Genomic DNA, 23,912 nt, shown 5'->3' on the forward strand with positions numbered 1-23,912 from the left:
CTCAGGGGGCGACGATGAAGTCGCGGCCGGCGTTGAGGGTGTTGGTGGCGACGTTCTTGAGCAGCACGATGGGGCGGGCGATGGCCGGGCCGGCGGTGCCGTCCGTGTCGATCTGCACGCTGGTGCCAAGCGTGGTGGAAACCAGCTTGAGGTAGCCGTCTGCCACCGGGTTGGTGCCGCTGTAGCCGATGCCGAGCAGCAGGGCTTTCAGGTCGACGCGGTCGGTGCCAGGGGCGAAATCGGTGATGGTGTCGCCGGCTTCGCGCAGGCTGCGATAAACAAAGACGTCTGCCCCGGCGCCGCCGGTCAGGGTGTCTGCCCCGTCACCACCTGTGATCACATCGTCGCCGGCGGTGCCGGTGAGCGCGTCGCGGCCGGTGCTGCCGTCGAGCTTTTTGAGCAGTTGCAGGCCGATGATGACCGGGTCGTGGTCCGAGGAACGATACGGCGTGGCCGAGTAAAGGTCGGGCGTGCAGGTGGGGCAGGCGGGCTGCTTGAACTCCAGGTTGTAGTCGATGAAGTAGGGCTCGTCGGCATTGATGTGCCAGTGGCCTACGCCGGCGACCTGGGTGTTCAGGCTGGCGCTGGTGAGGGCGTGGTCGAGGTAGCCGGTTTCGCCATCGAAGACGTAGGAATAAGGATTGGCTTCGCGGGTGGCGAGCTGGTTGACCAGGCCGGCGCCGGTCAGGGCGTTGATCGGGTCTTCCTTGCCGTAGGCGTTCAGGTCGCCGATGACCACCACATCCGTGTCGCCGGCGCTCGTCTTGACCTGTTCGATGAAACCCAGCAACTGGCTGGCCTGCTGGAGGCGACGGGCGTTGAAGCAGCCCTGGCCATCGTTCTGGTCGAGATCGCCGCCGGTGGCGTCGGAGCAGCTCTTCGACTTGAAGTGATTGACGACGACCGAGAATTTTTCACCATTGAGGGCGGCGAAGGTCTGAGCCAGCGGCGGGCGGTTGTTGATCGCCGCGGCGTCGGCCAGGGAGGCGCCCACGCGACTAACCCGCGCCGGCTTGTAGATCAGGGCCACCTTGATGGCATCGGTGCCGGTGCCGGCGGCAGGATCCGGGACGGCGGCGTAGGTGCCGGCGCCCATTACGGCGTTGAGGCCATTGACGAGGTCCTGGATGGCGCTCTGGCTGCCATAACCGTCATTCTCGATTTCCATCAGACCGACCACGTCCGCATCGATGGCCTTCAGGGCGCCGATGATCTTGACGCGCTGGCGCTCGAACTCGGCGGCGCTGGTGGCTCCGCGGGCCGTCGGGTAGCCGCCGCCGGCACCGTCGCCATTGAAGTAGTTGAGCACGTTGAAGCTGGCCACCTTGACGTTGCCACCGACAGCGGCCGGTGCCGTGGTGCGCGGGTGGGCGCGGGTGAAATTGACGGCGATGGTGGGGTGCAGGCGGTAGTCGATGGTGGCCGGGCTGCTGGCACTGATCGGGCCCTGGTCGAGTACGCCGATGAGTTCACTGCTGACCACGTCGCCACCGCGCACCGTGTTGCCGGCGCCAATGTAGGGCGTCGGGCTGGGGTTTTGCAGGGTCGAGCCGTCGTCCAGCACCAGCAGGCGGCGCTGGTTTTCGTTGGCGAGGGCGATCGCTTCCGGTGAGCCGGCCGGGTAGCGGTTGGTGGCCTTCTCGATGCGGCCGCTGGCCGACAGGGTGAGCTGGCCGTAGCGGCCGAGGAAGTAGTTCTGGGCCACCGTCATCGGGCTGACGATGCGCACCAGCATGCCTTCAAAGCGCTCCAGCTCGCCATTGATGCTTTCCGGCAGGCTGACGTCGACGGGGGAGATCTGCTCGCCGGTGGCCAGTACGGTGATGCTGTTGGGGGCGGTCAGTTCGGTGAGGCCGTTGAATTCGGCCACGGTGCCCTTTACGGTGATGCGGTTACCGACGACCACGCTGGCGGGCAGGGCGGCGTTCACGTAGACGAAGAGGCCGTCCGAGGTGGCCGGGTTGTCGTCGCCGTTCGGGTCCTGCAGGTAGAAGCCCTTGAGGTTGGGGAACACGGCGGTGATCACGCCGCCGGTAGTCAGTGTTTCGCCGACGCGCGGGCTGGCGCTGCCCGCACCCTGGATCTCGTAGATCGGTGTGCTTGCTGCCGTGGCGGCGACGGTGACGTCTACCGTGCAACTGGCGTTCTGGGCTTCGTTGTTGGTGAATTGCACGGTCACCGGGTAGGTGCCGGCAGCAACCGCGCTGCTTACCTGCAGGGTCACGCTGGCGCTGCTGCCGTCGGCGCTGGCCTGCGTTACCGGGCCGAGGCTGATACCCGGTACGGAGGCGCTGGTGATGGCGGCGCCATTGACGATGCTGTCGCTGTCGATGGCGCTCAGCACGATGTTGCCGGCCGTGCCTTGCTGAACGGCGAGCGGGCTGCAGCTGGGGACGATGGCCGCATTCGCCGGTGCTCCGGCGCATTGGTTGAGCGGCGCGCTGCCATTGCGGGGCGTCGGCGTGCCGGTGGTGAAGTCGTTACCGTTCTGATCGGTGTCGGCACAGCCGGCGTTGGTGCGGAACAGGGCCAGGGTGTTGCTGGCGGCCGGCGCTGTGGCCGTGCCTTCCTTGAAGTTGGCGGTGCCGTAGCCCACCAGGTCCACGATCTGGGCGCTCTGGGTTGGCGAGCAGGGCGTGCTGCTGCCGTTACAGGCCAGGCCGATGGCCACGTTGGCGAGGATCAGCTTGCCGTTGCTGGCCGACAGGTTGGTGCTGCCGGTGGCGTCGGCCGCGGGCAGAGGGCTGCCACCGGTGGCGCCGGCCAGTCTCACCAGCAGGTACTGGCCGGGTTGCAGCGTGCCGCTGAGTGCGGTGACGCCGTTGCCGCTGAAGTTGCCCGTGCCGGTGGCGCTGGCGTATTGCAGTGACCAGCTGGCTACGCTGACGGGGGTGCTGCTGCGGTTGAACAGTTCCACGTAGTCGGCGTTGTAGAGGTTGCCGCCGCCCCCATAGATCTGGCTGATCACGACGTCGGCGGCGCCGAGGGCGAAGCCGCTGGCGGACAGGAGGCCGGCAGCGCAGAGCGCTGCCGCGAGGCGATTGGGGCTGGGCATGGGCGGGTTCCGGAAAAAAGTGGCGAGCCCGAAACTTTAGGGGGCGCTTGCTACATCCTGCGTGGTGCGGATTCGGCAAGAACTGGTCCGAATGGCGCAGGTGCTGACACGGGAATGCAAAGATTGGCGTCGTGGCCGTGGATTTTCGGGCCTGGCCCGGTCGTCTGCAACCGGAATGCCTTGATCCTGTTAAATGGCTGTCATGGGCGATGCGTAGCCTCGGGCGGCTATGCCTTTGACCCATTCCTCACGCCTTGCGCGCGGCTTTACCCTTCTCGAACTGCTGGTCGTGATGACCATCATCGGCCTGCTGGCCGGTTACGTGGGGCCGAAGTTCTTTGCCCACATCGGCAAGTCCGAGGTGAAGGCCGCGCGGGCGCAGATCGACGGGCTGGAGAAGGCGCTCGATCAGTTCCGCCTCGACATGGGGCGCTATCCGGAGACCGAGGAGGGCCTCCAGGCCCTGACCGAGCGGCCCGCCGACGCCACTGCCCGCTGGTCGGGTCCGTATCTCAAGAAGGCCGTTCCCGACGACCCCTGGGGCAAGCCCTACCAGTACGTCCAGCCCGGCGAGCACGGTGAGTTCGACCTGTTTTCCTTCGGCAAGGATGGCCAGCCCGGCGGTAGCGGTGAGGCTTCCGACATCGTCAACTGGTAGGCCGTGCGTTTTCGGGTCCGGGCCCTCGGGGCCACTTCACAGGTGCAGGAGATCGACGTGGATGCCGGCGACGAGGCGGCGGCGCGCAGTCTTGTCAGCGGGCGTGGCCTGGCCGTGCTGTCGGTCGCGGCGCAGCGTGGCGGGGCGGGGCGGGCTGCCCGTTTTCCGCTGATGCTCTTCAACCAGGAGCTCTTCGCCCTGCTGCGGGCCGGCATTGCACTGGCCGACGCGCTGGCGGCGCTGGCCGAGAAGGAGGTGCGTCCGCCGGTCCATGCCGTGCTGGCCGCGCTCGGCGCCGGCTTGCGCGAGGGGCGTACCCTGTCGGCGGTTCTTGAGGCCCAGCCACAGGCCTTTCCGCCGCTTTACGTGGCCACGGTTCGCGCCGCCGAGCGCACCAGCGATCTCGAACAGGCCCTGTCCCGTTACATCGACTATCAGCGCCAGCTGGAACTGATTCGCGGCAAGCTGATTTCGGCGGCCATCTACCCGGCCTTGCTGTTGCTGGTGGGCGGGGCCGTGATGGTGTTCTTGCTGGTCTTTGTGGTGCCACGTTTTGCCCAGGTGTTCGAGAGCGTGGGCGGCGAGTTGCCGTGGATGTCGCGCCTGCTCCTCGACTGGGGCGTGTTGATGCAGGCCCATGGCGCTCTGATCGGTCTGGGGCTGCTGGCGGGGCTGGCCGGCGTGGTGGCCGTTGTGGGCCGGCCGCAAACGCGGGCGGCGGCGCTGCGCCTGGCCTGGCGTCTGCCGCGTATCGGCGAGCGCCTGCGGGTCTTTGAGCTGGCGCGTTTTTACCGCACCCTCGGCATGTTGCTGCGCGGGGGCATTCCCGCCGTGGCGGCGATGGGCATGGTCGAGGGCCTGCTGTCGCCGGCACTGCGCCCGGGCCTCGAGCGGACGATTGCCGGAGTGCGCGAAGGGCAGGGTTTTGCGGCCACCCTTCAGGCTCACGGACTCGCCACGCCGGTGGCCCTGCGCATGCTGGCGGTGGGCGAGCGGGCTGGCAACCTTGGTGAAATGCTCGAACGCGCCGCCGAGTTCCACGAAGAAGAGAGCGCCCGCTGGCTCGACGTGCTGACCCGCCTGGTCGGGCCCTTGCTGATGCTGGTGATTGCCGTGGCGGTGGGGGTGATCCTCGTCATGCTCTACCTGCCGATCTTCCAGGTGGCGGAGAGCATCCAGTGACGCCCATCGCCCACCCCGAACTCTTCGCCCTGGCACCGGACTTCCAGGCGATTCCCTTCGACATGGCGCTGCGCCGCGAAGTGTTTGCCGGCCGCGCCGCCGATGGCCGCTTGCTGGTCGCCCTGGCCGATCCCTTCGATGCGGATCTGCTCGACGGCCTTGGTGCCACGCTGGGTGAAGCCTTCATGCTGCGCCTGGCCAGCCGTGACGATCTGGCGGCCTGCCTGGCGCGTCATGATGAATCACGCCGGGTGGTGTCGGACGTGCTTACCGCTCGCGACGGCGTCGCCCGCGGCGATGAGGGCGAGGATCTGTCCCTGCGGCGCATCGCCGGTGACGCCAGCCCGGTGGTCAAGCTGGTCAACTCGACTCTCTATGACGCCATCCAGCAGGGCGCCAGCGACATTCACCTGGAGTGCGTACCCGGCGGGCTGGTCATCAAGTACCGGGTGGACGGCGTGCTGGCGCGGGCTGGCGGCGTGCAGGGCTGCGAGATGGCCGAGCAGGCGATCTCGCGCCTCAAGGTGATGGCCGAACTCGACATCGCCGAACGCCGGGTGCCCCAGGACGGGCGTTTCAAGGTGCAGGCCGGCGGGCGGGCCATCGACTTCCGGGTGTCGATCATGCCGAGCATCCACGGCGAGGACGCGGTGCTGCGCATCCTCGACAAGGAACACCTGACCCGCGAGCTGGCCGGTCTGTCGCTGGAAACCCTCGGCTTCGATACGGCCACCCGCACGCAACTGCGGCGCATGGCCGGCGAGCCCTACGGCATGTTGCTGGTCACCGGCCCAACTGGATCGGGCAAGACCACCAGCCTGTACGCGGTGCTGTCCGAAACCAATACCGGGCAGGACAAGATCGTCACCATCGAAGACCCGGTCGAGTACCAGCTGCCCGGCGTATTGCAGATTCCGGTGAACGAGAAGAAGGGTCTCGGCTTTGCGCGCGGCCTGCGTTCCATCCTGCGCCACGACCCGGACAAGATCATGGTCGGCGAGATCCGCGACCCGGAAACCGCCGAAATTGCCATCCAGGCCGCGCTCACCGGCCACCTCGTGTTTACCACCGTGCACGCCAACAATGCCTTCGACGTGATCGGCCGCTTCATGCACATGGGCATTGACCCCTACAACCTGGTGGCGGCCCTCAACGGTGTGGTGGCCCAGCGCCTGATTCGCGTGAACTGCGCGGCCTGTGCCATCGACGTTACCCCGGACGCAGCCCTGTTGCACGAGTCCGGTCTGGCTGCGCCGGGGGCGGCGACCGGCTACGTCTTTCGGGCCGGCAGCGGCTGCGGCCAATGTCGTGGCACCGGCTACCGGGGACGCAAGGCGATTGCCGAGGTGCTGCTGCTCGACGATGAACTGCGCGACCTGATCATCGGCCGTGCGCCGCTGCGCCAGCTGAAGGACGCCGCCCGCCGGCACGGCTTCGTGAGCCTGCGGGATGCTGGCCTGGCTTTGGTCCGCGATGGCCTCACCACCTTGCAGGAGCTGAACCGTGTCACTTTTGTGGCCTGAGCGGATTACCCTGCACATCGCGCCCGACGCCCTGCAACTGCGTCGCGGCGGGGCCGCGCCGGTGAGCGTGGCTGGCGGCTGGGCGGAGAGCCTGGCGGCCGTGGCGGCGCTGCCACGTTTCGCCCGTGTGCACGTCACCGTGGCCGACCGGCATGCCCGCTACCTGCGCCTGGTCTGGCCGGAGGGCATTCAGCGGGCCGAGAGGGCGGCCTTTGTTGCGCATCGTTTTGAGACCGTCTTTGGCGCCGGCCCGTGGGTCACGCTGGCTGACCGGGATGCACTCGGCGGGGTTTGCCTGGCCGCTGCAGTGCCCGGCGCGCTGTTGATGGCGTTGAACGCGTGGGCTGCTGCGCGTCGCCTGCGCATCGCATCGATTGAACCGGCCTTCGTGGCCGACTACCGGCGCCATTGCCGCCGCTTCAGGGGTGATGGCGCCCTGGCACGCCTGGAGGCCGGGCGGATAACCCTCGGCGTGTGGCATGCCGGTCAGTGGCGGGCCCTGCGCAGTCAGCCCGTCGGGCAGGCCGATGCCGGCGCCGCTGCCCTTTGTCTGGCGGCCCTGCTGGCGAGCTTGCCGCCGGAGGAGGGGCTGTCAGGCGGCACCCTCTACCTTGCCGGAGGGCTGCCGGCGCCAGATCTTCTGCCCCCTGGGTGGACCTGCGCCCGCGTGGAGGAGGCACGATGAGCCCGCGTCGTGCGCCGGCGCCTCCCGACCTGGATTTTGCCGCTGGCCTGCGCTGTCCGAGTGCCCTCGGCTGGCTGCTGCTGGCCTTCGGCATGATCGCCTCGGCGGGCGTGCTGCATGAATACGATGTGCTCGAAACCCGCGTTGCCGAGGAGGCGCATGGGCTGGCCCGAGCCCGCCGCCACGTGGAGGGAGGCCGTGTCGCCCAGGTCCGTCCGCGGATGCCGCTCAAGGAGGCGGAGCTCAAGCCGGCGCTGGCCGTGGCACGGGCGCTCAACCGGGACTGGCCGGTGCTGCTGGCCACCATCGGCAATGCCGCCGCCGATCCGGGCGTGGCGCTGCTGGATGTCGAACAGGACGGTGCGAAAGAACTGCTCAAGCTGGCCGGCGAGGCCCGCAATCTGCCCGAGGTGTTTGCTTTCGTGAAGCGCCTGGAGGCCGGCGGTGTGTTGAGTGACGTGCGTCTGTCGGGCTATGCCTTGCGCAACGAGGGGGCGATGCCGGTGGTTGCCTTCAACGTGCAGGCCCGCTGGGGGGCGTCGCCATGAAGTGGCTCGTCCGCCTGCGGGCGTCGGGCCTGCGCACTTTTCGCGCCGCCGGCTGGGCGGGCGTGGTTGGTGTCGCATTGGCCGCTTTTGCGGTGACCTTCGACATGACCGGCAACCGTGCGCTGGAAGACGAGGCCGAAAGCCTCCGCGGACAGAGCCGCAGCCTCGGCAAGAGTCTGCGCAAACGTGCCGCCCCGGTGCTTTCGGAGCGCGAGCGGCTGGAGGCTTTTCATGCTGGATTCCCTTCTGCCGATGGCCTGCCCGATCTGCTGTTGCGCCTCCACGGTCATGCCCTGGCGCGCAGCGTGGCGACGGACAAGGCGGACTACCGGGCAGCGGCCATCAGCGGTACGCCGCTCGAACAGGTGAGCCTTGAGCTGCCGGTTCGCGGCGCCTATCCGGAAATCCGGAACTGGTTGACGGATGTGCTGGCGGCCATGCCGGAAGTGGCCCTCGACGGCCTGTCCTTCAAGCGCGCCGACATCGGATCGCCGGACGTGGAGGCGCGGGTGCGTTTCGTGATCTTTCTGCGGCGGCCGGCATGAAGCATCCGTACGTGCTGGTCGGTGCCCTGTTGCTGTCGCTGGGCGCGGCCTGGTGGGCGGCTGGGCTCGACGATGGTGACGAACAGGCACCGCGGCGTGTCGCCCGCAAAACCATCCGGCGGGATGCGCCCGTGCGGCTCGACGTGGCTGGCCTGACGCGGGTCGTTCGCGCGCCGCCTGATCCGCGGGAGGACGCGCCGGATCTCTTCCCGATGCGCAGCTTTTTGCCGCCGCCGGCACCACCGGCTGCGGCCCTGGCGCCTGTCACACCACCCTTGCCCTTTCGCTACAGCGGCATGCTGGACGACGGCGGTGCGCCGGCGGCCTTGCTGGCCAGCGGCGAACAGCTCCGCGCCGTGCGCGCCGGCGATGTGCTGGACGGGCGCTATCGGGTGACTGCCCTCAGCCGCAGCCGCATCGACTTCCTCTACTTGCCCCTCAATGAAAGCCAAAGCCTGATGACCGGGGCCACGCCATGACTGACAGATCTTTTTCGCGATGGCTGCGCAGCCTTGCGGCCCTTGCCCTGATCGCCGCCCTGGCTGGCTGTGCCGGCAACAAGGCCCTGGAAGAAAGCCGCCAGACCTTCGCCACCCGCAGCCCCGAAGTGGCGCTGCTCGAGTTGCAGGAGAAAGTCGCCGCCGACCCGCGCAACCTGGAGCTGCGCAGCTACTTCATGCGTCAGCGTGACATGCTCACCGTGCGCCAGGTGGCGATTGCCGACCAGGCCCGCGCCGCCGGCCGCTTCGACGAGGCCGAGGCGGCCCTTGCCATTGCCCGGCGCTACGATCCGCGCCATCCGCGGGTGAGTGCCGGGCTGGAGGCCATCGCGGCTCAGAAGCGCCGCAACCTGCTGGCGCTTGAGGCGGAGAGGCTGCTGAGCAAGGGGGATTTGGTCGGTGCGGAAACGGCGGCGCGCGGCGTGCTGGCCGGTGAGTCGGGCCATGCGGGGGCGCGCAGTGTGATGCGGCGCCTCGACGAGCGCCATGCGGCGCGGGATCCGCAACCGGCGGCACTGAAGGGGCCGCTGGCCAAACCGGTGACGCTGGAGTTTCGCGATGCACCGTTGCGCGGCGTGCTGGAAGTGCTGGCCCGCGAATCGGGCCTCAACTTTGTGCTCGACAAGGAGGTGCGCCCCGACACCAAGGTGTCGATTTTCGTGAGGAAAAGCAGCATCGACGACGTGCTCAAACTCCTGATGGTCACCCAGCAGCTTGAGCGCAAGCTCCTCAACGAGAACTCGATCCTCATCTATCCCAACACGCCGGCGAAGCAGAAGGACTACCAGGAACTGGTGACGCGCAGCTTCTACCTGGCCAATGCCGATCCCAAACAGGCGATGGCGATGATCAAGCAGATGGTGAAGACGAAGGACGTATTTGTGGAGGAGAAGCTCAACCTGCTGGTCATGAAGGACACGCCCGACGCCGTGCGCCTGGCCGAACGCCTCATCGCCAACCTCGATCTGGCCGAGCCGGAGGTGATGCTGGAGGTGGAGGTGATGGAGATCAGCCGCAACAAGCTGCTCGAACTGGGCCTGCGTTTCCCCGACCAGATCGGCTACGGCATTCTGCAGCCGGCCACGACCAGTGCAGTATCCACCACCACCGGCACCACGGTGACCCAGAACCTGGGCGGCCAGTTGCTGGCCGGCAACATCAACCTGCGCGAGACGGGCAGCGTGGTGCCCTTCGTCGCCAACCCGGGTTTGCTGCTCAACCTGAAGGACCAGGACGGCACCTCCAACATCCTCGCCAACCCGCGCATCCGCGTAAAAAACCGCGACAAGGCGCGCATCCACATCGGCGAGAAGCTGCCCATCTTCACCACCACCTCGACCGCCAACGTGGGGGTGTCGGCGTCGGTCAATTACCTCGACGTGGGCCTCAAGCTGGAAGTGGAGCCGTCGGTGCATCTGGATGACGAGGTCGCGATCAAGGTGAATCTGGAAGTCAGCAGCATCGTCAAGGAAGTGCTCGGGCCGGCGAATTCCCTGGCCTACCAGGTGGGGACGCGCAGCGCGGTGACGTCCCTGCGCCTGAAGGACGGCGAGACCCAGGTGCTGGCCGGGCTGATCAGCGACGAGGAGCGCAGCTCGGCCAACCGCCTGCCGGGCTTTGGCGAGTTGCCGGGGCTGGGGCGATTGTTCAGTAGCCAGCGCGACGTGGAGAACAAGACCGAGATCGTCCTGCTGATCACCCCGCGGGTGGTGCGCAACGTGATCCAGCCGGGGCTGGCCAGCGCCACCCAGTCGGCCGGCACCGAGGCCTCGGTGGGGGCGGCGCCCTTGCTGCTCGGCCCGTTGCCGGCCAGCGTGCGGGTGGGCGGTGGGGTGACGGCAACGGCGCCGCTGCCCGTCGCCGTCGCCCCGGTGGCGAGTGACGGGGCGCTGCCGGAACTCAGCCTCGATGTGCCGGCCCGGGTGCTGCCGGGCGAAGCCTTCGCGGTCAGCATTCATGTGACCGGTGCCACCGGTGAGGGCGGGCCGCTGCTGCTGGCCTACGATACCGCCGTCGTCGAACCCCTCGACCAGCCGGGGGAGGGCGGCGATGCGCTCGCGCTGGCGCTGCCGGCGGGGGCTTCCGGCAGCATCACGGCCCGCTTCCGGCCGCGGCCCGGTGCTGCGGGGGCGACGAGTTTCAGCGTGTTGTCGGCCCAGGCGCGGATCGGCGGGCAGGTGCAGAGCCTGCCGACGCCGGCTCCGGCATCCGTGCAGATTGCACCCTGAAGAATGAAATCCCGCGGCTTCACGCTCATCGAGATGGTCGTCGTCGTGGCGGTGGTGGCGGTGCTGGCCGCTATCGCCGTGTCGGTCGTGCAGCTTTCCGCCCAGCGGGCCAGGGAGAGCGAGCTGCGCATGGCCTTGCGCCAGATTCGCGAGGGCATCGATACCTACAAGCATTATGCCGACGAGGGGCGCATTGCCCGGGCGTCGGATGCCAGTGGCTATCCACCGAAACTGGCGGATCTGGTGCAGGGCGTGCCCGATGCGAAGTCGCCGGGCGGGGCGCACATCTACCTGCTGCGGCGTATTCCGCGCGACCCGTTCAATACCGATGCGGCGCTGGAGGCCAGCGAAACCTGGGGGCTGCGCAGCTACACCAGCACCGCGGATGCACCCGCCGAAGGGGCGGACGTTTTTGATGTGTATTCCCGCGCGTCGGGCACCGGGCTCAACGGCGTGCCCTACCGGGAATGGTGATGAGGGTGCATCGCCTGCGTCGTCGTCGGGGCTTCACACTGGTCGAACTGCTGGTGGTGATGGCCATTGTGGCGCTATTGCTGTCGATTGCCGCGCCGCGTTATTTCGGCCACCTGGAGCGGGCGCGGGAGGCGGCGCTGACTGAAACCCTGGCGGTTACCCGCGACGCCATCGACAAGTTCAGCGCGGATACCGGCCGCTACCCCCGGGAGCTCGACGAACTGGTCAGCGCACGTTACCTCCGCGCCGTGCCGCTCGACCCGCTCACCGACCGCCGGGACGGCTGGACGCTGGTGCCGCCACCGGACGGGAAGAGCGGCGGGGTGTGGGATTTGCATAGCAGCGCCCCCGGCACGGCCCGCGATGGTCGTCCTTTCAGCGCCCTATGAGCGCGCACCGGCGCCAGCTTGGCGCCACTTATCTCCTGATGCTGTTCGCGGTGGCGGCCCTTGGGCTCGGCCTGGCGCGCTTTGGCAGCTTGTGGGCCACCGCCGCCCAGCGTGAGCGCGAGGTCGAGCTGATCTTCATCGGCGGCGAGTTCGCCCGGGCCATTGCCAGTTACCGTGCGGCTGGCCCTGCAGCCACCCGGGACGGCCCGCAGGAACTGGAAGACCTGCTCCTCGATCCGCGCTTTCCCTTCGTGCGTCGCCATCTCCGCAAGCTTTACCGGGATCCGATGAGCGGCCAGGCCGACTGGCTGGTCGAGCGGCAGGGGGGACGCATCGTTGGCATCCGCAGCCGCTCTGCCCGGGTGGCCCTGCGGCGCAGCGCCTTGCCGGGCTGGGTCGATAGCGGGGCGGCCGTGCCCGGTGAGGCGCGGCACGCCGACTGGCTGTTCCGGCCGGACGATGGCGCTGCTGCGCAGCTTGGGCGTTTGCCCCGATGAGCGCCCTGCAGGCCATAGCCTTTGACCAATATGCGCTGGAGCGACTGGCCGTCACCCTGGACGGGGCCATCCGCATACGTAGCCGCAGCGAGTTCTACCTGTGGGCCCAGGGCGCGCTGCAAAGTTTTCTGCCCCACGAAACCCTGGTGTGCCTGTGGGGTGAGGTGCCGGAGGCGCAGGGTGTCGAACTGTTTTCACGCGGCATTCTGGCGCCCCATGCCGAAGCACACCTGCGCACGGAGGCTGGCCGACTGCGGGCGGTGCTGCTGTCTCACTGGTTGCGTCACGGCAGGCGGCCGTGCGCCGGGCCCGATCTCGAAGGTCTGCCTGTGCTGGCCAAACTGATCGCAGAAACAGGCAGCGGGAACGTCCTGTTTCATGGCGCCGATTTCGCCTCGCGCCTGCCCGTCTGTTTCTTCATTTTCATGGGGATGCCGAGTGCAGTGACACCCCGCGAGCACTACTTGACGGATCTGCTGCTGCCGCACCTGTATCTCGCCTTTGTCGGTCTGCACGACAGGGGCGAGGTGGACATGCCAGGCACTCACCTGTCGCCGCGTCAGAGCCAGGTGCTGGCCGGGATTCGCAGCGGCAAGACCAACAGCGCGATCGCGCAGGAACTGGGGCTGAGCCCCCTGACCGTCAAAAACCACGTCCAGCAGGCCCTGCGCAAACTCGCCGTTGCCAACCGGGCCGAGGCCGCTGCGGTAACGTCGATGCAGCCCTGTCCCGGCACCGCTCGACAGGTCGATCGATAAGTTTCCGCCAGACAGCGGAATACGCAAAAGTGACGCACTTCGCTGTCATTTTGTTTGGCGCGTGCCATGCTTTCGGTATTTTCGGGGGCCTGCCGTGGATCAATTCGCACCGTCCGACCTCAAGACGATTCTCCATTCCAAGCGGGCTAACCTTTACTACATCCGGCACTGCCGCGTGCTGGTCAATGGCGGCCGGGTCGAATACGTGACCGATGAGGGCAGTCAGTCCCTCTACTGGAACATTCCCATCGCCAACACCACCGTGCTTTTGCTGGGAACCGGCACCTCGATCACCCAGGCGGCGATGCGGGAGCTGGCCAAGGCTGGTGTGATGGTCGGGTTCTCGGGTGGCGGTGGCACGCCTCTGTATAGCGCCAACGAGATGGATATCGAGGTGGCGTGGTTTTCGCCGCAAAGCGAATACCGCCCGACCGAATACCTGCAGCACTGGGTTCGCTTCTGGTTCGACGATGGCCTGCGCCTGGAGGCGGCAAAGGCCATTCAGCGCGCCCGGCTGACGCGTATCGCCGATCACTGGATCGGCAACCGCAAGCTGGTTGACGGCGGCTTTGAGCTCCCCGCCGACAGGCTGAAATCGGCCCTGGAAGCCTCCCGGCGCCAGGTCGACCTGGCGCCGGACAACACCGCCTTGCTGACCGAAGAAGCCCGCCTCACCAAAAAGCTCTTCAAGCTCGCCTGCGATGCCACCGACTACGGCGAATTTGTGCGCGCCAAGAACGGCAGTGGAGCCGATCCGGCCAACCGCTTTCTCGACCACGGCAACTACCTGGCTTACGGGCTCGGCGCTACTGCATCCTGGGTTCTGGGCCTGCCTCATGGCTTGGCGGTACTGCACGGCAAGACCCGCCGCGGCGGTCTGGTGTTCGACATCGCGGATCTTGTGAAGGACGCCCTGATCCTGCCCCAAGCCTTTGTTTCGGCCATGCGCGGCGACGATGAACAGGGCTTCCGGGAGGCCTGCATCGAAAGCCTCGTGCAGGCCGAAGCGCTCGATTTCATGATCGACACGGTAAAGGCCATCGCCCTCGACCTGGGCAGGCCGGCGCCATGAACATCCTGCTGATCTCCCAGTGCACCAAGAACGCGCTGACCGAAACCCGCCGCATCATCGACCAGTTTGCCGAGCGGCGCGGCGAGCGGACCTGGCAGACGGCGATCACCCAGCAGGGACTCGATACGCTTCGTCGCCTGTTGCGCAAGACGGCCCGTAAGAACACCGCAGTGGCCTGTCACTGGATACGCGGCAAGGATCACAGCGAGTTGCTGTGGGTGGTGGGGGATGCCAGCCAGTTCAACTCCCAGGGGGCGGTGCCGACCAACACGACGAGACGCAATATCCTGCGCCGTGAAAGTGAGAACGACTGGCATGGCCTCCAGCGCATTCACCTGCTCACGTCCCTGGCGGCCATGCTGCACGACCTCGGCAAGGCCTGCCGAGCCTTTCAGGAGCGGCTTCTGCCGGGTGCGCCATTCACGCGGAATCTGTATCGGCATGAGTGGATTTCCCTGCGCATCTTCCAGGCCTTTGTCGGCGACTCGACCGATGACGCGTGGCTGCAGCGCCTGATCGAGCCAACTGCATTCGACGATGCCTGCTGGCTGGCCGCCGGCCGTCTTCTGCGTGACGGGCTGGACCCGGCTGCCCGCAGCAGCAAGCCCTTCGCCATTCTGCCGCCGCTGGCCCGGGCCGTGGCCTGGCTGGTTCTCACCCATCACCGTTTGCCAGTGATGCCGGTTGAGGACGGCAAGGGTGGCCATCGCTGGCTAGGGGTGAAAGTGCCCGACTTTCGCAGCGAACAGCTGACGAACCTCCTGGAGAGGGTGGACGCCGACTGGAACGAGCTTGCCGGCACGCCAGATCGCGCCGCCGTCGAAGCCTACTGGCAATTTCCCCATGGCCTGCCGGTGACCGTATCGGCGTGGCGCAAGCGGGCAGCCAGAATCGCCAGGCGTTTGCTCGAACAACAGCGTGCTGCACCTGCTCTGGATTGGTGTGCCGACCCTTTCGTCATGCACCTGTCCCGGCTCAGCCTGATGCTCGCCGACCATCATTACTCCAGCCTCACCGACAAAAGCGAGCGGGAGCAGGGGGAGAAGGGTTATCCGCTCTTCGCCAATACACGTCGGGATACTGGCGCCCGCAATCAGACCCTGGATGAACACTTGTTGGGGGTGACGAAGCACGCCGGGGTCATCAACCATGCACTCCCCGGTTTTGAGCTCCATTTGCCGCGTCTGGCTCGTCACAAGGGGCTGCGCAAACGTAGCCAGGATGCCCGTTTCCGCTGGCAGGACCGGGCCACGGATACCGCTGCCGCGATGCGCGAGCGGGCGGCCCGGCAGGGGGCCTTCATCGTGAACATGGCCTCCACCGGCTGCGGCAAGACGTTGGCCAATGCCCGCATCATGAATGCGCTGGCCGACCCGCTCAAAGGCATGCGCTGTGCCTTTGCCCTCGGGCTTCGTACCCTTACCTTGCAAACCGGCCGCGCCTTTCGCGACTTGCTCGGCCTGTCGGAAGACGAGTTGGCCATCAAGGTGGGCGGAGCGGCCAGCCGTGAATTATTCGAGTTCCACGAACGTCAGGCCGAGCAAAGTGGCTCGGCGTCGTCCCAGAGCCTGCTCCCGGAAGACGGACATGTCCTGTTCGAGGGCAACGCCGAGCATCCGCTTCTCCAGCGCCTGTCCAGCGATCCCCAGGTTCGTTCCCTGCTGGCCGCGCCGCTGCTGGTGTGCACTGTCGACCACCTGACCCCGGCGACCGAGAGCCAGCGCGGCGGCCGGCAGATCGCACCGATGTTGCGTTTGCTGAGTGGCGACCTCGTTCTGGACGAACCGGACGACTTCGATATTGACGATCTACCTGCCTTGACCCGGCTGGTGCATTGGGCCGGCTTACTCGGCAGTCGCGTGCTGCTTTCCTCCGCTACTTTACCGCCTGCTCTGGTGGAGGGCCTGTTCCTCGCCTATCTGGACGGCCGTGCGTGGTATCAGCGCAACCGGGGAGAGCATCCCGGTGAAGCGCCGTCCGTCTGTTGTGCGTGGTTCGACGAGTTCGACCAGGTGCAGCAGGACTGTGCCGCCAGCGCAGGCTTTCTTGGGGCGCACCGGAGCTTCGTGCTCAAGCGGCATGCATGTCTGGCCAAGGAGCCCGTCAGGCGTCTCGGCGAACTTATTCCCCTGCCGGCCGGCGGGGACTTCCGCTCCGGGTTTGCCCATGCAGTCCGCGAAGCGGCGCTGGGCCTCCACGGACGCCACCACAGCGTGGACGCCAAGACTGGCAAGCGGGTCAGTTTTGGCCTGGTGCGGATGGCCAATATCGATCCCCTGTTCGACGTGGCGCTCGCGCTCTACGCCGAAGGCATGCCCGAAGGATTCCACCTTCACCTGTGCGCCTATCACTCTCAGTATCCGCTGCTCATCCGCTCTGCCATCGAAACCCGGCTGGATGCCAGTCTGAACCGGCGCAAGCCCGATGCAGTGTTTGAACTGCCAGATATCCGCGAGCGCCTGGACCGGAGCCCGGAATCCGATCAACTGTTCGTCGTGCTCGGCTCGCCGGTCACCGAGGTCGGGCGCGATCACGACTACGACTGGGCCATCGTCGAGCCCTCGTCGGTGCGCTCCCTGATTCAGCTCGCCGGGCGCATCCGGCGGCATCGTCCTGGTGCCGTCGAAACGGCCAATCTGCAGGTGTTCGACACCAATCTGCGGCACCTCGAAAGCCCGGGCAAGGCTGCTTTCTGCCGGCCCGGCTTCGAGCAGGACGAAGAGCCCTTCCGGCTCCGTACCCATCGGCTCGCTGACCTTCTCGATACCGAAGAGATCCGGGTCATCGATGCCCGGCCCCGCATTCTCCCAAGGCCAGACGAGCAACTGCAGCCGACGCTTCGGCTGGTGGACCTGGAGCACGCCCGCATGCGCCAGCAGATGCTTCCCCAGGCTGCACCGTCTGTCCCGCTCACCGCCCGTCAGCTGCGTTCTGGCCAGAAGCCCAAAACCGCGCTGAATGCGGCCAGCCACTGGAGCACGCACCAAGTCTGGCTAACCGCAGTTCTACCCCAGCAACAGCGCTTTCGGGACGACAGCATGGCGAGGGTCGATGTGGCTCTGCTGCCCACGGAAGACGAGGACGACTACGCCCTCCACCGGATCGATCCGGGCAAGAAGAAATGGGAGTCGCTCTATGTGCAGATCGAGAACAGTCAGAACCATCGGATTCCAGACATTCAGGTGCAAGGGGCGCGTATCGAGCCGTGGGGAGAAACGGATTACCTGGAGGCGCTGAGCGCCTTGGCCGAATCCCTGGATATGTCGCTGCTGGCTTGTGCCCAACGCTACGGCACGGTCACCCTGCCCGACAGCGAACAGGGATGGCGCTTTCATCCGGCCTTGGGTTTTACCCGGGAAAGATGATGAGACGCAATGGAGATTTTGGCTCAGTGACGGGCTGGCCGTTCTTGGGCGGCAATTTCATGCCGTTGCACCAACTGTACTGGCAGGCGATCAATCGTCACACCGGCCTCGCTTCGGCCAGAACCTGCGCCCGGAATCGGGCCGGCAGATCAGCCGGTGTCAGCACATCCACCGGCACGCCCAGCAAGGCTTCCAGCTCGACCTGCAGGCCCCCCAGATCGAAGAGGGTGGTTTCCGACGACGGGTCGACCAGCAGATCAAGATCACTGTTGTCCTCGTCCGTCCCCCGCAATACCGAGCCGAATACTCTGGGATTGCTGACGTGGAAACGCAGCGCCGCCTCAAGGACGGCCCGGCTGTTCAGATGGAGGGCACGGGAAGGTTTCATCGTTGGATCACGCAGCAGAAGCAAACACAGGTTTGCACAAACACACTTGATCAATGGGAGGATTGAAATGCAACGCACTTCTCGCAAACGGGTACCGGTGCCCAGTTGGGCCGGTGGGGGAGGAGGCTCTCCATGAGTCAGACCTCTGAAGATCGCCGCGGCGCCTTTCGCGCGGCCATTGAGCATTTTCTCCAGGAGCGCCTGGCGAGCAAGCTCGACAAACTCGCGGCCGACGACCCGAAACGCAGCGAGTTGCTGATGCAGTACGCCCCCGCAGCCTGGTTGGCGGATGCTGCGAGGCGCGTTGCGCAAATCCAGACCGTCACCCACTCCCTCAAACCCATTCACCCTGAAGCACGGGGAACCAATCTGTATTGTCCGCCGGCATCTCTGCCGAACCGTCTCGAGGTGGGCAGCCATGTGCTGGGTGCGGATTTTGCCGGCGATGTGGTGGGCAATGCCGCGGCTCTGGATGTCTACAAGTTCCTTAAGGTGATCGTGGAAGAGCGGCCCCTGCTGGAATGGATGCAGCAGGACGATGCGGATCTCCTTGCCGCGCTCTCCGACGATTCGGAAAAGGCGCAGGCGTGGGTGGAGGCATTCCGGAGTGTGACCCAGCCAGCCAGCGAGATCCCGGCTTCCCACGGTTTGGCCAAGCAGCTCTATTGGCTGATTGGTGAGGATCCGGCAAACAACGGAGATTTCCATCTCCTGGCGCCCCTGTATGCCAGTTCGTTTGCCCACACCGTGTTTCGTACGATCAACGAAGACCGCTTCAGCGAGCCCGCGAAAGCGGCACAAAAAGCCAAGTGGGAGCGCCGTGATCACGACGGTGTGAGCCGCGAGTATCCCAATCTGGCCGTCCAGAAGTTCGGAGGCACCAAGCCGCAGAACATCAGTCAGCTCAACAGCGAGCGGGGCGGCAGCAACTACCTGCTGGCTTCCCTCCCACCCCGCTGGAAAAGCCGTGAGGTCCAGACGCCTTGGTACGTCGACTCGGTGCTCTCCCGCTTCGGGCACAGCGAGGGGGTCTGGGCCTTGGTGCGCGAATTGCGCGATTTTCTGCTCTCGAACCCGCCTCCCACGATGGAAACCCGTGACCGGCGCGAGGACTTGATCGACAGCCTGATCGATGGTCTGGTCGATTTCGCCCAGCGTTTCCAGGTCATGCTGCCTGCGGGATGGACCCATGACTCCCGCTGCCGTCTTCCCGAGGCCGAACGGCTGTGGCTCGACCCCGGCCGGGTGCTGGCGGATGCGGAGGACGACGCCGTTTTCTGCGGTAAGTGGCACCGGATGGACTGGCCCGCCGAGGTCGGGAGCCGTTTTGGAAACTGGCTCAACAAGCAGATGGGCCCGGATCTGCCGCTCGGCGACGTCGAAGCGCGTCAATGGCAGACCGAACTGCTCCTGCAGCAGGACTGGGCCCAGCGCCTGCACGAACTGCGCGGGCAACTCGACGCACCTCGCTACATTCCGACAAGGGAGGGCGTATGAGCACGACCTTTCCCGAGAGCCAGGGCCTGCTGGTGCTGCCCCGTCTGCGCATCCAGAACGCCAACGCCATTTCCAGTCCGCTGACCCACGGCTTTCCGTCCATGACGGCCTTTCTCGGGCTGATGTGGGCACTCGAGCGCAAGCTCTGCGCGAACAGCATTGGCATGGCGTTCGACAGCGTGGGCGTGATCTGCCACGACTTTGACGAGCAGGTGACCGAGGGTGGCTACACCAAGGCATTCCGCCTCACCCGCAATCCGGTGGACAAGGATGGCAGCACCGCCGCCATCGTGGAGGAAGGACGCATCCACCTGGACATCACCCTGGTGTTCGGGGTGACCAGCGAAACGATTCTGGAGGAGGCCGAGGCGCGCCAGGCCCTTGCCGATACGGTCGCCGAAACGCTGGCTGGCATGCGGGTTGCAGGCGGCAGCATTGTGCCGACGCGTAGCGCCGATGTTCGTCAGGGGGCGGAGTTGATCCGCCTGGCAGAAGACCCCGCCGAGGTGCGCAAGCAGTTCCGGCGCCTGCGCCGCCGTTGGTTGCCCGGCTTCGCGCTGGTCTGCCGCGACGACTTGCTTGCCCAGCGCGTGAATAGCTTGCAGACCACTGCGCCGACGGCTACTGCGCTTGACGCACTGCTAGACCTGTCCCGCATCAACTGGAGGCCGGAGCCTGGCGCGCCGCCCGACACCGAGCGAAAAAACGTCGAGTGGAAGCCCGAACCCAGGGAAGGCTGGATCGTGCCCATCCCCGTGGGCTATGGCGCGCTCTCCGGCGTCCACCCCGCCGGCAGCGTGAAGAACGCCCGTGATTCACGCACCGATTTTCGCTTTGTTGAAAGTCTTTATTCCATCGGCCAGTGGATCAGTCCGCATCGGCTCGGCAGCCTCCGCGAGCTGCTTTGGTATGGCCATAGCGATATCGATGGCGGCGTATACCGCTGCCGGAACGACTTTGCCGCCACGGCCCAACATTCCTGAATTCCATCCTGAAAGGAAATAGATCATGACGCTCAAGACAGCCTCCGTCCTCGCCTTCGAACGCAAGCTCGACCCCTCCGATGCCCTCTTCTTTGCCGGTACCTGGGACGGACGGAATGACAGCTCCGCCTGGCCGCCGGTGGAGATCAAGGTCAAATCGGTACGCGGCACCATCTCCAATCGCCTCAAAACCAAGGACCAAGACCCTGCCAAACTCGATGCTGCGATTGAGAACCCCAATCTGCAAAAAGTCGATGTGGCCGCGTTGCCCAGCCAGGCCGACACCCTGAAAGTCGTTTTCACCTTGCGTGTTCTCTCGGGCACCGGGCAACCCTCCGCCTGCAACGACGCCGACTATCAAAAGAAGCTCATGGACACGGTGGGCGGCTACGTGGATACCAACGGCTTTGGTGAACTGGCCCGCCGCTATGCCTCCAACCTCGCTAACGGTCGCTTTCTGTGGCGCAACCGCGTCGGTGCCGAAACGGTGGAAGTCCAGGTTGCCCATCTGGTTGGCGGGCAGGCCCGCAATACCTGGAGCTTTGAGGCACTGTCCTTCTCCCTGCGAGATTTTGCAGCGCCCCAGCAGGGCTCCGCTGCACTCGATGAGCTGGCGAAGTTGATCGCTGACGGACTGGCTGGGCAAGGTCACGTGCTCCTGCAGGTTACCGCCTATGTGCGTGTCGGTGCGGGGCAGGAGGTCTTTCCCTCCCAGGAGCTCATCCTCGACAAGGGGCGCAGCGACAAGAGCAAGACGCTTTATGCTGTGGATGGGACCGCAGGGCTCCATTCCCAAAAGGTCGGCAACGCCATCCGCACCATCGACACCTGGTACCCGGAAGTGGACGAGTTGGGCCCCATTGCCGTGGAGCCCTACGGCTCCGTGACCACCCGCGGCAAGGCCTATCGGCAGCCCCGCAAGAGCGACGATTTTTACTCCCTGCTCGACAACTGGATCATCAAGGACAAGGTCCCGGCCACAGAACAACAGCACTTCGTCATCGCCACCCTGATCCGTGGCGGGGTCTTCGGCGAGGCGGGTTGAGTCATGGATCACTACCTGGAAATCCGCCTTCTTCCCGATCCGGAATTCCCCGCCACCACGCTGATGAATGCCCTGTTCAGCAAGTTTCACCGGGGCCTGGTCGGGCACGGGGAGGGCGCTATCGGGGTGAGTTTTCCGGACGTCAAGGATGCTCATCGTGGCTTGGGGAATCGGCTGCGCCTGCACGGCAGCGCTGCCGACTTGCGTGACTTCATGGGGGCCAACTGGCTGACGGGCATGCGTGATCACGTTGCCATCGACGGCCCCGCTCCAGTGCCGGCCGGGGCGCGTCACCGCATTGTTCGGCGCGTGCAGGCCCACAGCAATCCGGAGCGGGAGCGCCGCCGCCTCATCGCCAGGAAGGGCGTGTCTCCCGAAGAAGCCCAGATGGCCATTCCGGATAGCCGTGCCGAGCAGCTCGATCTGCCTTTCCTTTTGCTGAGCAGCCGGAGTACCGGACAGCAGTTCCGGCTCTTTGTCGAGCATCTGCCTATCGAGGACGAGTCCCGGCCGGGCACCTTTGGAAGCTACGGTCTTAGCCCGGCTACAACCATCCCCTGGTTCTGACCCTTTTTTGATCGCCCCTGCAAAGGCCTTGATTTTCGGGGCTTTGGCAGGGGCTGCATTTTTTGGGTGAAAGCGTTCAGAAGTTGATTTTCTCTTTAACAATCAGGAACTCAAGACTGGTAGGCTCTACGTCACTGCCGGACAGGCAGCTCAGAAACCAACAGCAGCAAGCTGATTGACAGCATCCTCCGTCACTGCCGGACAGGCAGCTCAGAAAGACGCCGCAATGGGCGCAGGCAAGGTCGTCAACGTCACTGCCGGACAGGCAGCTCAGAAAACTTTCACCCGCATGCCGGCACGCAGCAACACCGTCACTGCCGGACAGGCAGCTCAGAAAATGGGGGCCACCAGTGCCATGGTCAGGTACCGGCGTCACTGCCGGACAGGCAGCTCAGAAAGTCACACTCACCACCGACCTGCTGCGCACTGACGTCACTGCCGGACAGGCAGCTCAGAAAGTCTCGGCACCCTTGGCTTGTGCAGCACCCGTTCGTCACTGCCGGACAGGCAGCTCAGAAAGAAGCAGAGGCAGCCTTTGCTGTGGCCAGCACCGTCACTGCCGGACAGGCAGCTCAGAAAGACCTGAAAACCCGCGCTGCAATGCTCTTTGACGTCACTGCCGGACAGGCAGCTCAGAAAATCAGGACCGTAGCAAAGCCTTCCTTGGCGCCCGTCACTGCCGGACAGGCAGCTCAGAAAACCTCCCTTCCTTGCTTTTTCAATGCGGGCGTCGTCACTGCCGGACAGGCAGCTCAGAAACCCGGCGCAAGTCAAGCTGATCGCCGTTGCTTCGTCACTGCCGGACAGGCAGCTCAGAAATACATCCACGAGTTGGAGAAGTTCAAGAAAGCCGTCACTGCCGGACAGGCAGCTCAGAAAGACTCGGGCGGCGCCTTGCGCAACGGCACCACCGTCACTGCCGGACAGGCAGCTCAGAAACTGTCGGCCCGGGCTGGCCTGATCCTCGACGACGTCACTGCCGGACAGGCAGCTCAGAAAAACGTGGTGCTCGGGTGGGTCTGATCTGAAACCGTCACTGCCGGACAGGCAGCTCAGAAATGGCTGTACGACCCCATCAAAACCATTGCGACGTCACTGCCGGACAGGCAGCTCAGAAAAGCCACGGTCGCTTGTTGTCGTCCCGCCACGACGTCACTGCCGGACAGGCAGCTCAGAAACGGGGGTGTTGGCAGCAACGTCGTTGAGGGCACGTCACTGCCGGACAGGCAGCTCAGAAAAATCAAAAAGAGGGTGGTTGTGGATGGGAGTGCGTCACTGCCGGACAGGCAGCTCAGAAACCGAGCTGGCCGCCGTGCGCCCGCTGTGGCGTCGTCACTGCCGGACAGGCAGCTCAGAAAGCACCGGTGGCACTTTCCCATGCCGAGAATGGCGTCACTGCCGGACAGGCAGCTCAGAAAAGCGTGCCCTCGCCGGTATTGAAGAAAAGTACCGTCACTGCCGGACAGGCAGCTCAGAAAGTGCGCAGCGCAAACAACACCTCCACCCGCGCCGTCACTGCCGGACAGGCAGCTCAGAAAAGCGCCGGGGCGAATTTGCGCGGGACGGTACCCGTCACTGCCGGACAGGCAGCTCAGAAATTCGCTGCGAGTACGACAAGCGCAAGGGTGCCCGTCACTGCCGGACAGGCAGCTCAGAAATGCCCCACCTGGCGCAATGGGCACCATGGGCTCGTCACTGCCGGACAGGCAGCTCAGAAAGCATCGCGCAGGTCGCCTAGCCGTTTCTAACCCGTCACTGCCGGACAGGCAGCTCAGAAATACCCGCCCGAGAGCTTCGACCTGCTGCGCGGCGTCACTGCCGGACAGGCAGCTCAGAAAGTTCCCGGTGCCGCCTGATCATTACGATTGACCGTCACTGCCGGACAGGCAGCTCAGAAAGGCGGGAATCAGACGGGTCAGCGGCTTCCCCGCGCCACTGCCGGACAGGCAGCTC

The 23,912-nt window shown here is 65.7% G+C and carries 20 protein-coding genes and 1 CRISPR repeat array; of the genes, 18 read left to right on the forward strand and 2 right to left on the reverse strand.

The annotated features are described in order from the left end of the window. Position 1: 1 nt before the first annotated feature. Positions 2–3,055 carry an ExeM/NucH family extracellular endonuclease gene (locus ETQ85_RS01600; RefSeq protein WP_222862018.1) on the reverse strand — a complete coding sequence of 1,018 codons (3,054 nt, stop codon included), beginning with the start codon at positions 3,053–3,055 and terminating at the stop codon, positions 2–4. 235 nt (positions 3,056–3,290) lie between these two features. Between ETQ85_RS01600 and gspG the strand changes: the two genes are divergently transcribed. The 14 genes from gspG (at position 3,291) to cas3f (ending at position 17,479) form a co-directional block, all read left to right on the forward strand. After that, entirely contained in the window at positions 3,291–3,713 is a 423-nt protein-coding gene (gene gspG / locus ETQ85_RS01605; protein ID WP_246128571.1) for a type II secretion system major pseudopilin GspG, read from the forward strand. A 3-nt stretch (positions 3,714–3,716) separates the two neighbouring features. Beyond that, positions 3,717–4,895, forward strand: a complete 1,179-nt coding sequence (locus tag ETQ85_RS01610; protein ID WP_148577363.1) for a type II secretion system F family protein — start codon at positions 3,717–3,719, stop codon at positions 4,893–4,895. Continuing rightward, positions 4,892–6,418: a GspE/PulE family protein gene (locus tag ETQ85_RS01615; protein ID WP_187394543.1), complete on the forward strand. Its 1,527-nt coding sequence runs from the start codon at positions 4,892–4,894 to the stop codon at positions 6,416–6,418. The genes ETQ85_RS01610 and ETQ85_RS01615 overlap by 4 nt, the downstream gene beginning before the upstream one ends. Next, positions 6,399–7,103: a hypothetical protein gene (locus tag ETQ85_RS01620; RefSeq protein ID WP_148577365.1), complete on the forward strand. Its 705-nt coding sequence runs from the start codon at positions 6,399–6,401 to the stop codon at positions 7,101–7,103. The genes ETQ85_RS01615 and ETQ85_RS01620 overlap by 20 nt, the downstream gene beginning before the upstream one ends. Beyond that, positions 7,100–7,651 (forward strand): PilN domain-containing protein, encoded by a 552-nt coding sequence (locus tag ETQ85_RS01625; RefSeq protein WP_148577366.1) that lies wholly within the window; start codon positions 7,100–7,102, stop codon positions 7,649–7,651. The genes ETQ85_RS01620 and ETQ85_RS01625 overlap by 4 nt, the downstream gene beginning before the upstream one ends. After that, complete coding sequence (locus tag ETQ85_RS01630) at positions 7,648–8,196, forward strand: hypothetical protein (protein WP_148577367.1); 549 nt, start codon at positions 7,648–7,650, stop codon at positions 8,194–8,196. The genes ETQ85_RS01625 and ETQ85_RS01630 overlap by 4 nt, the downstream gene beginning before the upstream one ends. After that, positions 8,193–8,675, forward strand: a complete 483-nt coding sequence (locus tag ETQ85_RS01635; RefSeq protein WP_148577368.1) for a hypothetical protein — start codon at positions 8,193–8,195, stop codon at positions 8,673–8,675. The genes ETQ85_RS01630 and ETQ85_RS01635 overlap by 4 nt, the downstream gene beginning before the upstream one ends. Then, positions 8,672–10,924 (forward strand): secretin N-terminal domain-containing protein, encoded by a 2,253-nt coding sequence (locus tag ETQ85_RS01640; RefSeq protein WP_148577369.1) that lies wholly within the window; start codon positions 8,672–8,674, stop codon positions 10,922–10,924. The genes ETQ85_RS01635 and ETQ85_RS01640 overlap by 4 nt, the downstream gene beginning before the upstream one ends. 3 nt (positions 10,925–10,927) lie before the next feature. Beyond that, a complete protein-coding gene (locus tag ETQ85_RS01645) occupies positions 10,928–11,398 on the forward strand; it encodes a type II secretion system protein (RefSeq protein ID WP_148577370.1) in 471 nt (156 codons plus the stop codon). Then, the gene (locus tag ETQ85_RS01650; RefSeq protein WP_222862019.1) at positions 11,398–11,787 is read left to right on the forward strand and encodes a type IV pilin protein; all 390 of its coding nucleotides are present in this window, start codon (positions 11,398–11,400) and stop codon (positions 11,785–11,787) included. Before ETQ85_RS01645 ends, ETQ85_RS01650 begins: the two co-directional genes overlap by 1 nt. Continuing rightward, positions 11,784–12,284, forward strand: a complete 501-nt coding sequence (locus ETQ85_RS01655) for a type II secretion system protein (protein WP_148577371.1) — start codon at positions 11,784–11,786, stop codon at positions 12,282–12,284. The genes ETQ85_RS01650 and ETQ85_RS01655 overlap by 4 nt, the downstream gene beginning before the upstream one ends. Further along, positions 12,281–13,042 (forward strand): LuxR C-terminal-related transcriptional regulator, encoded by a 762-nt coding sequence (locus tag ETQ85_RS01660; protein WP_148577372.1) that lies wholly within the window; start codon positions 12,281–12,283, stop codon positions 13,040–13,042. The genes ETQ85_RS01655 and ETQ85_RS01660 overlap by 4 nt, the downstream gene beginning before the upstream one ends. 94 nt (positions 13,043–13,136) lie before the next feature. Continuing rightward, positions 13,137–14,114 carry a type I-F CRISPR-associated endonuclease Cas1f gene (gene cas1f, locus ETQ85_RS01665; RefSeq protein WP_148577373.1) on the forward strand — a complete coding sequence of 326 codons (978 nt, stop codon included), beginning with the start codon at positions 13,137–13,139 and terminating at the stop codon, positions 14,112–14,114. Continuing rightward, entirely contained in the window at positions 14,111–17,479 is a 3,369-nt protein-coding gene (cas3f, locus tag ETQ85_RS01670) for a type I-F CRISPR-associated helicase Cas3f (RefSeq protein ID WP_148577374.1), read from the forward strand. The genes cas1f and cas3f overlap by 4 nt, the downstream gene beginning before the upstream one ends. A gap of 97 nt (positions 17,480–17,576) precedes the next feature. On the opposite strand, the gene ETQ85_RS01675 is transcribed toward cas3f, so the two are convergent. After that, complete coding sequence (locus ETQ85_RS01675) at positions 17,577–17,867, reverse strand: nucleotidyltransferase family protein (protein WP_148577375.1); 291 nt, start codon at positions 17,865–17,867, stop codon at positions 17,577–17,579. Between the two features lie 132 nt (positions 17,868–17,999). On the opposite strand from ETQ85_RS01675, the gene csy1 reads away from it, so the two are divergent. The 4 genes from csy1 to cas6f are packed head-to-tail and all read left to right on the forward strand — an operon-like array spanning position 18,000 to position 21,959. Further along, entirely contained in the window at positions 18,000–19,364 is a 1,365-nt protein-coding gene (gene csy1 / locus ETQ85_RS01680; RefSeq protein ID WP_148577376.1) for a type I-F CRISPR-associated protein Csy1, read from the forward strand. After that, positions 19,361–20,347, forward strand: coding sequence for a type I-F CRISPR-associated protein Csy2 (gene csy2, locus ETQ85_RS01685; protein WP_148577377.1), 987 nt, complete (start codon positions 19,361–19,363; stop codon positions 20,345–20,347). Before csy1 ends, csy2 begins: the two co-directional genes overlap by 4 nt. A 25-nt stretch (positions 20,348–20,372) precedes the next feature. Beyond that, the gene (csy3, locus tag ETQ85_RS01690) at positions 20,373–21,392 is read left to right on the forward strand and encodes a type I-F CRISPR-associated protein Csy3 (RefSeq protein ID WP_148577378.1); all 1,020 of its coding nucleotides are present in this window, start codon (positions 20,373–20,375) and stop codon (positions 21,390–21,392) included. A 3-nt stretch (positions 21,393–21,395) separates the two neighbouring features. Then, positions 21,396–21,959, forward strand: a complete 564-nt coding sequence (gene cas6f, locus ETQ85_RS01695; RefSeq protein WP_148577379.1) for a type I-F CRISPR-associated endoribonuclease Cas6/Csy4 — start codon at positions 21,396–21,398, stop codon at positions 21,957–21,959. Between the two features lie 129 nt (positions 21,960–22,088). Then, positions 22,089–23,857: direct repeats of the CRISPR family, unit length 28 nt; unit sequence CGTCACTGCCGGACAGGCAGCTCAGAAA. Positions 23,858–23,912: the final 55 nt, after the last annotated feature.

It is taken from the genome of Zoogloea oleivorans (assembly GCF_008107625.1).
Taxonomy (GTDB): Bacteria; Pseudomonadota; Gammaproteobacteria; order Burkholderiales; family Rhodocyclaceae; genus Zoogloea; species Zoogloea oleivorans.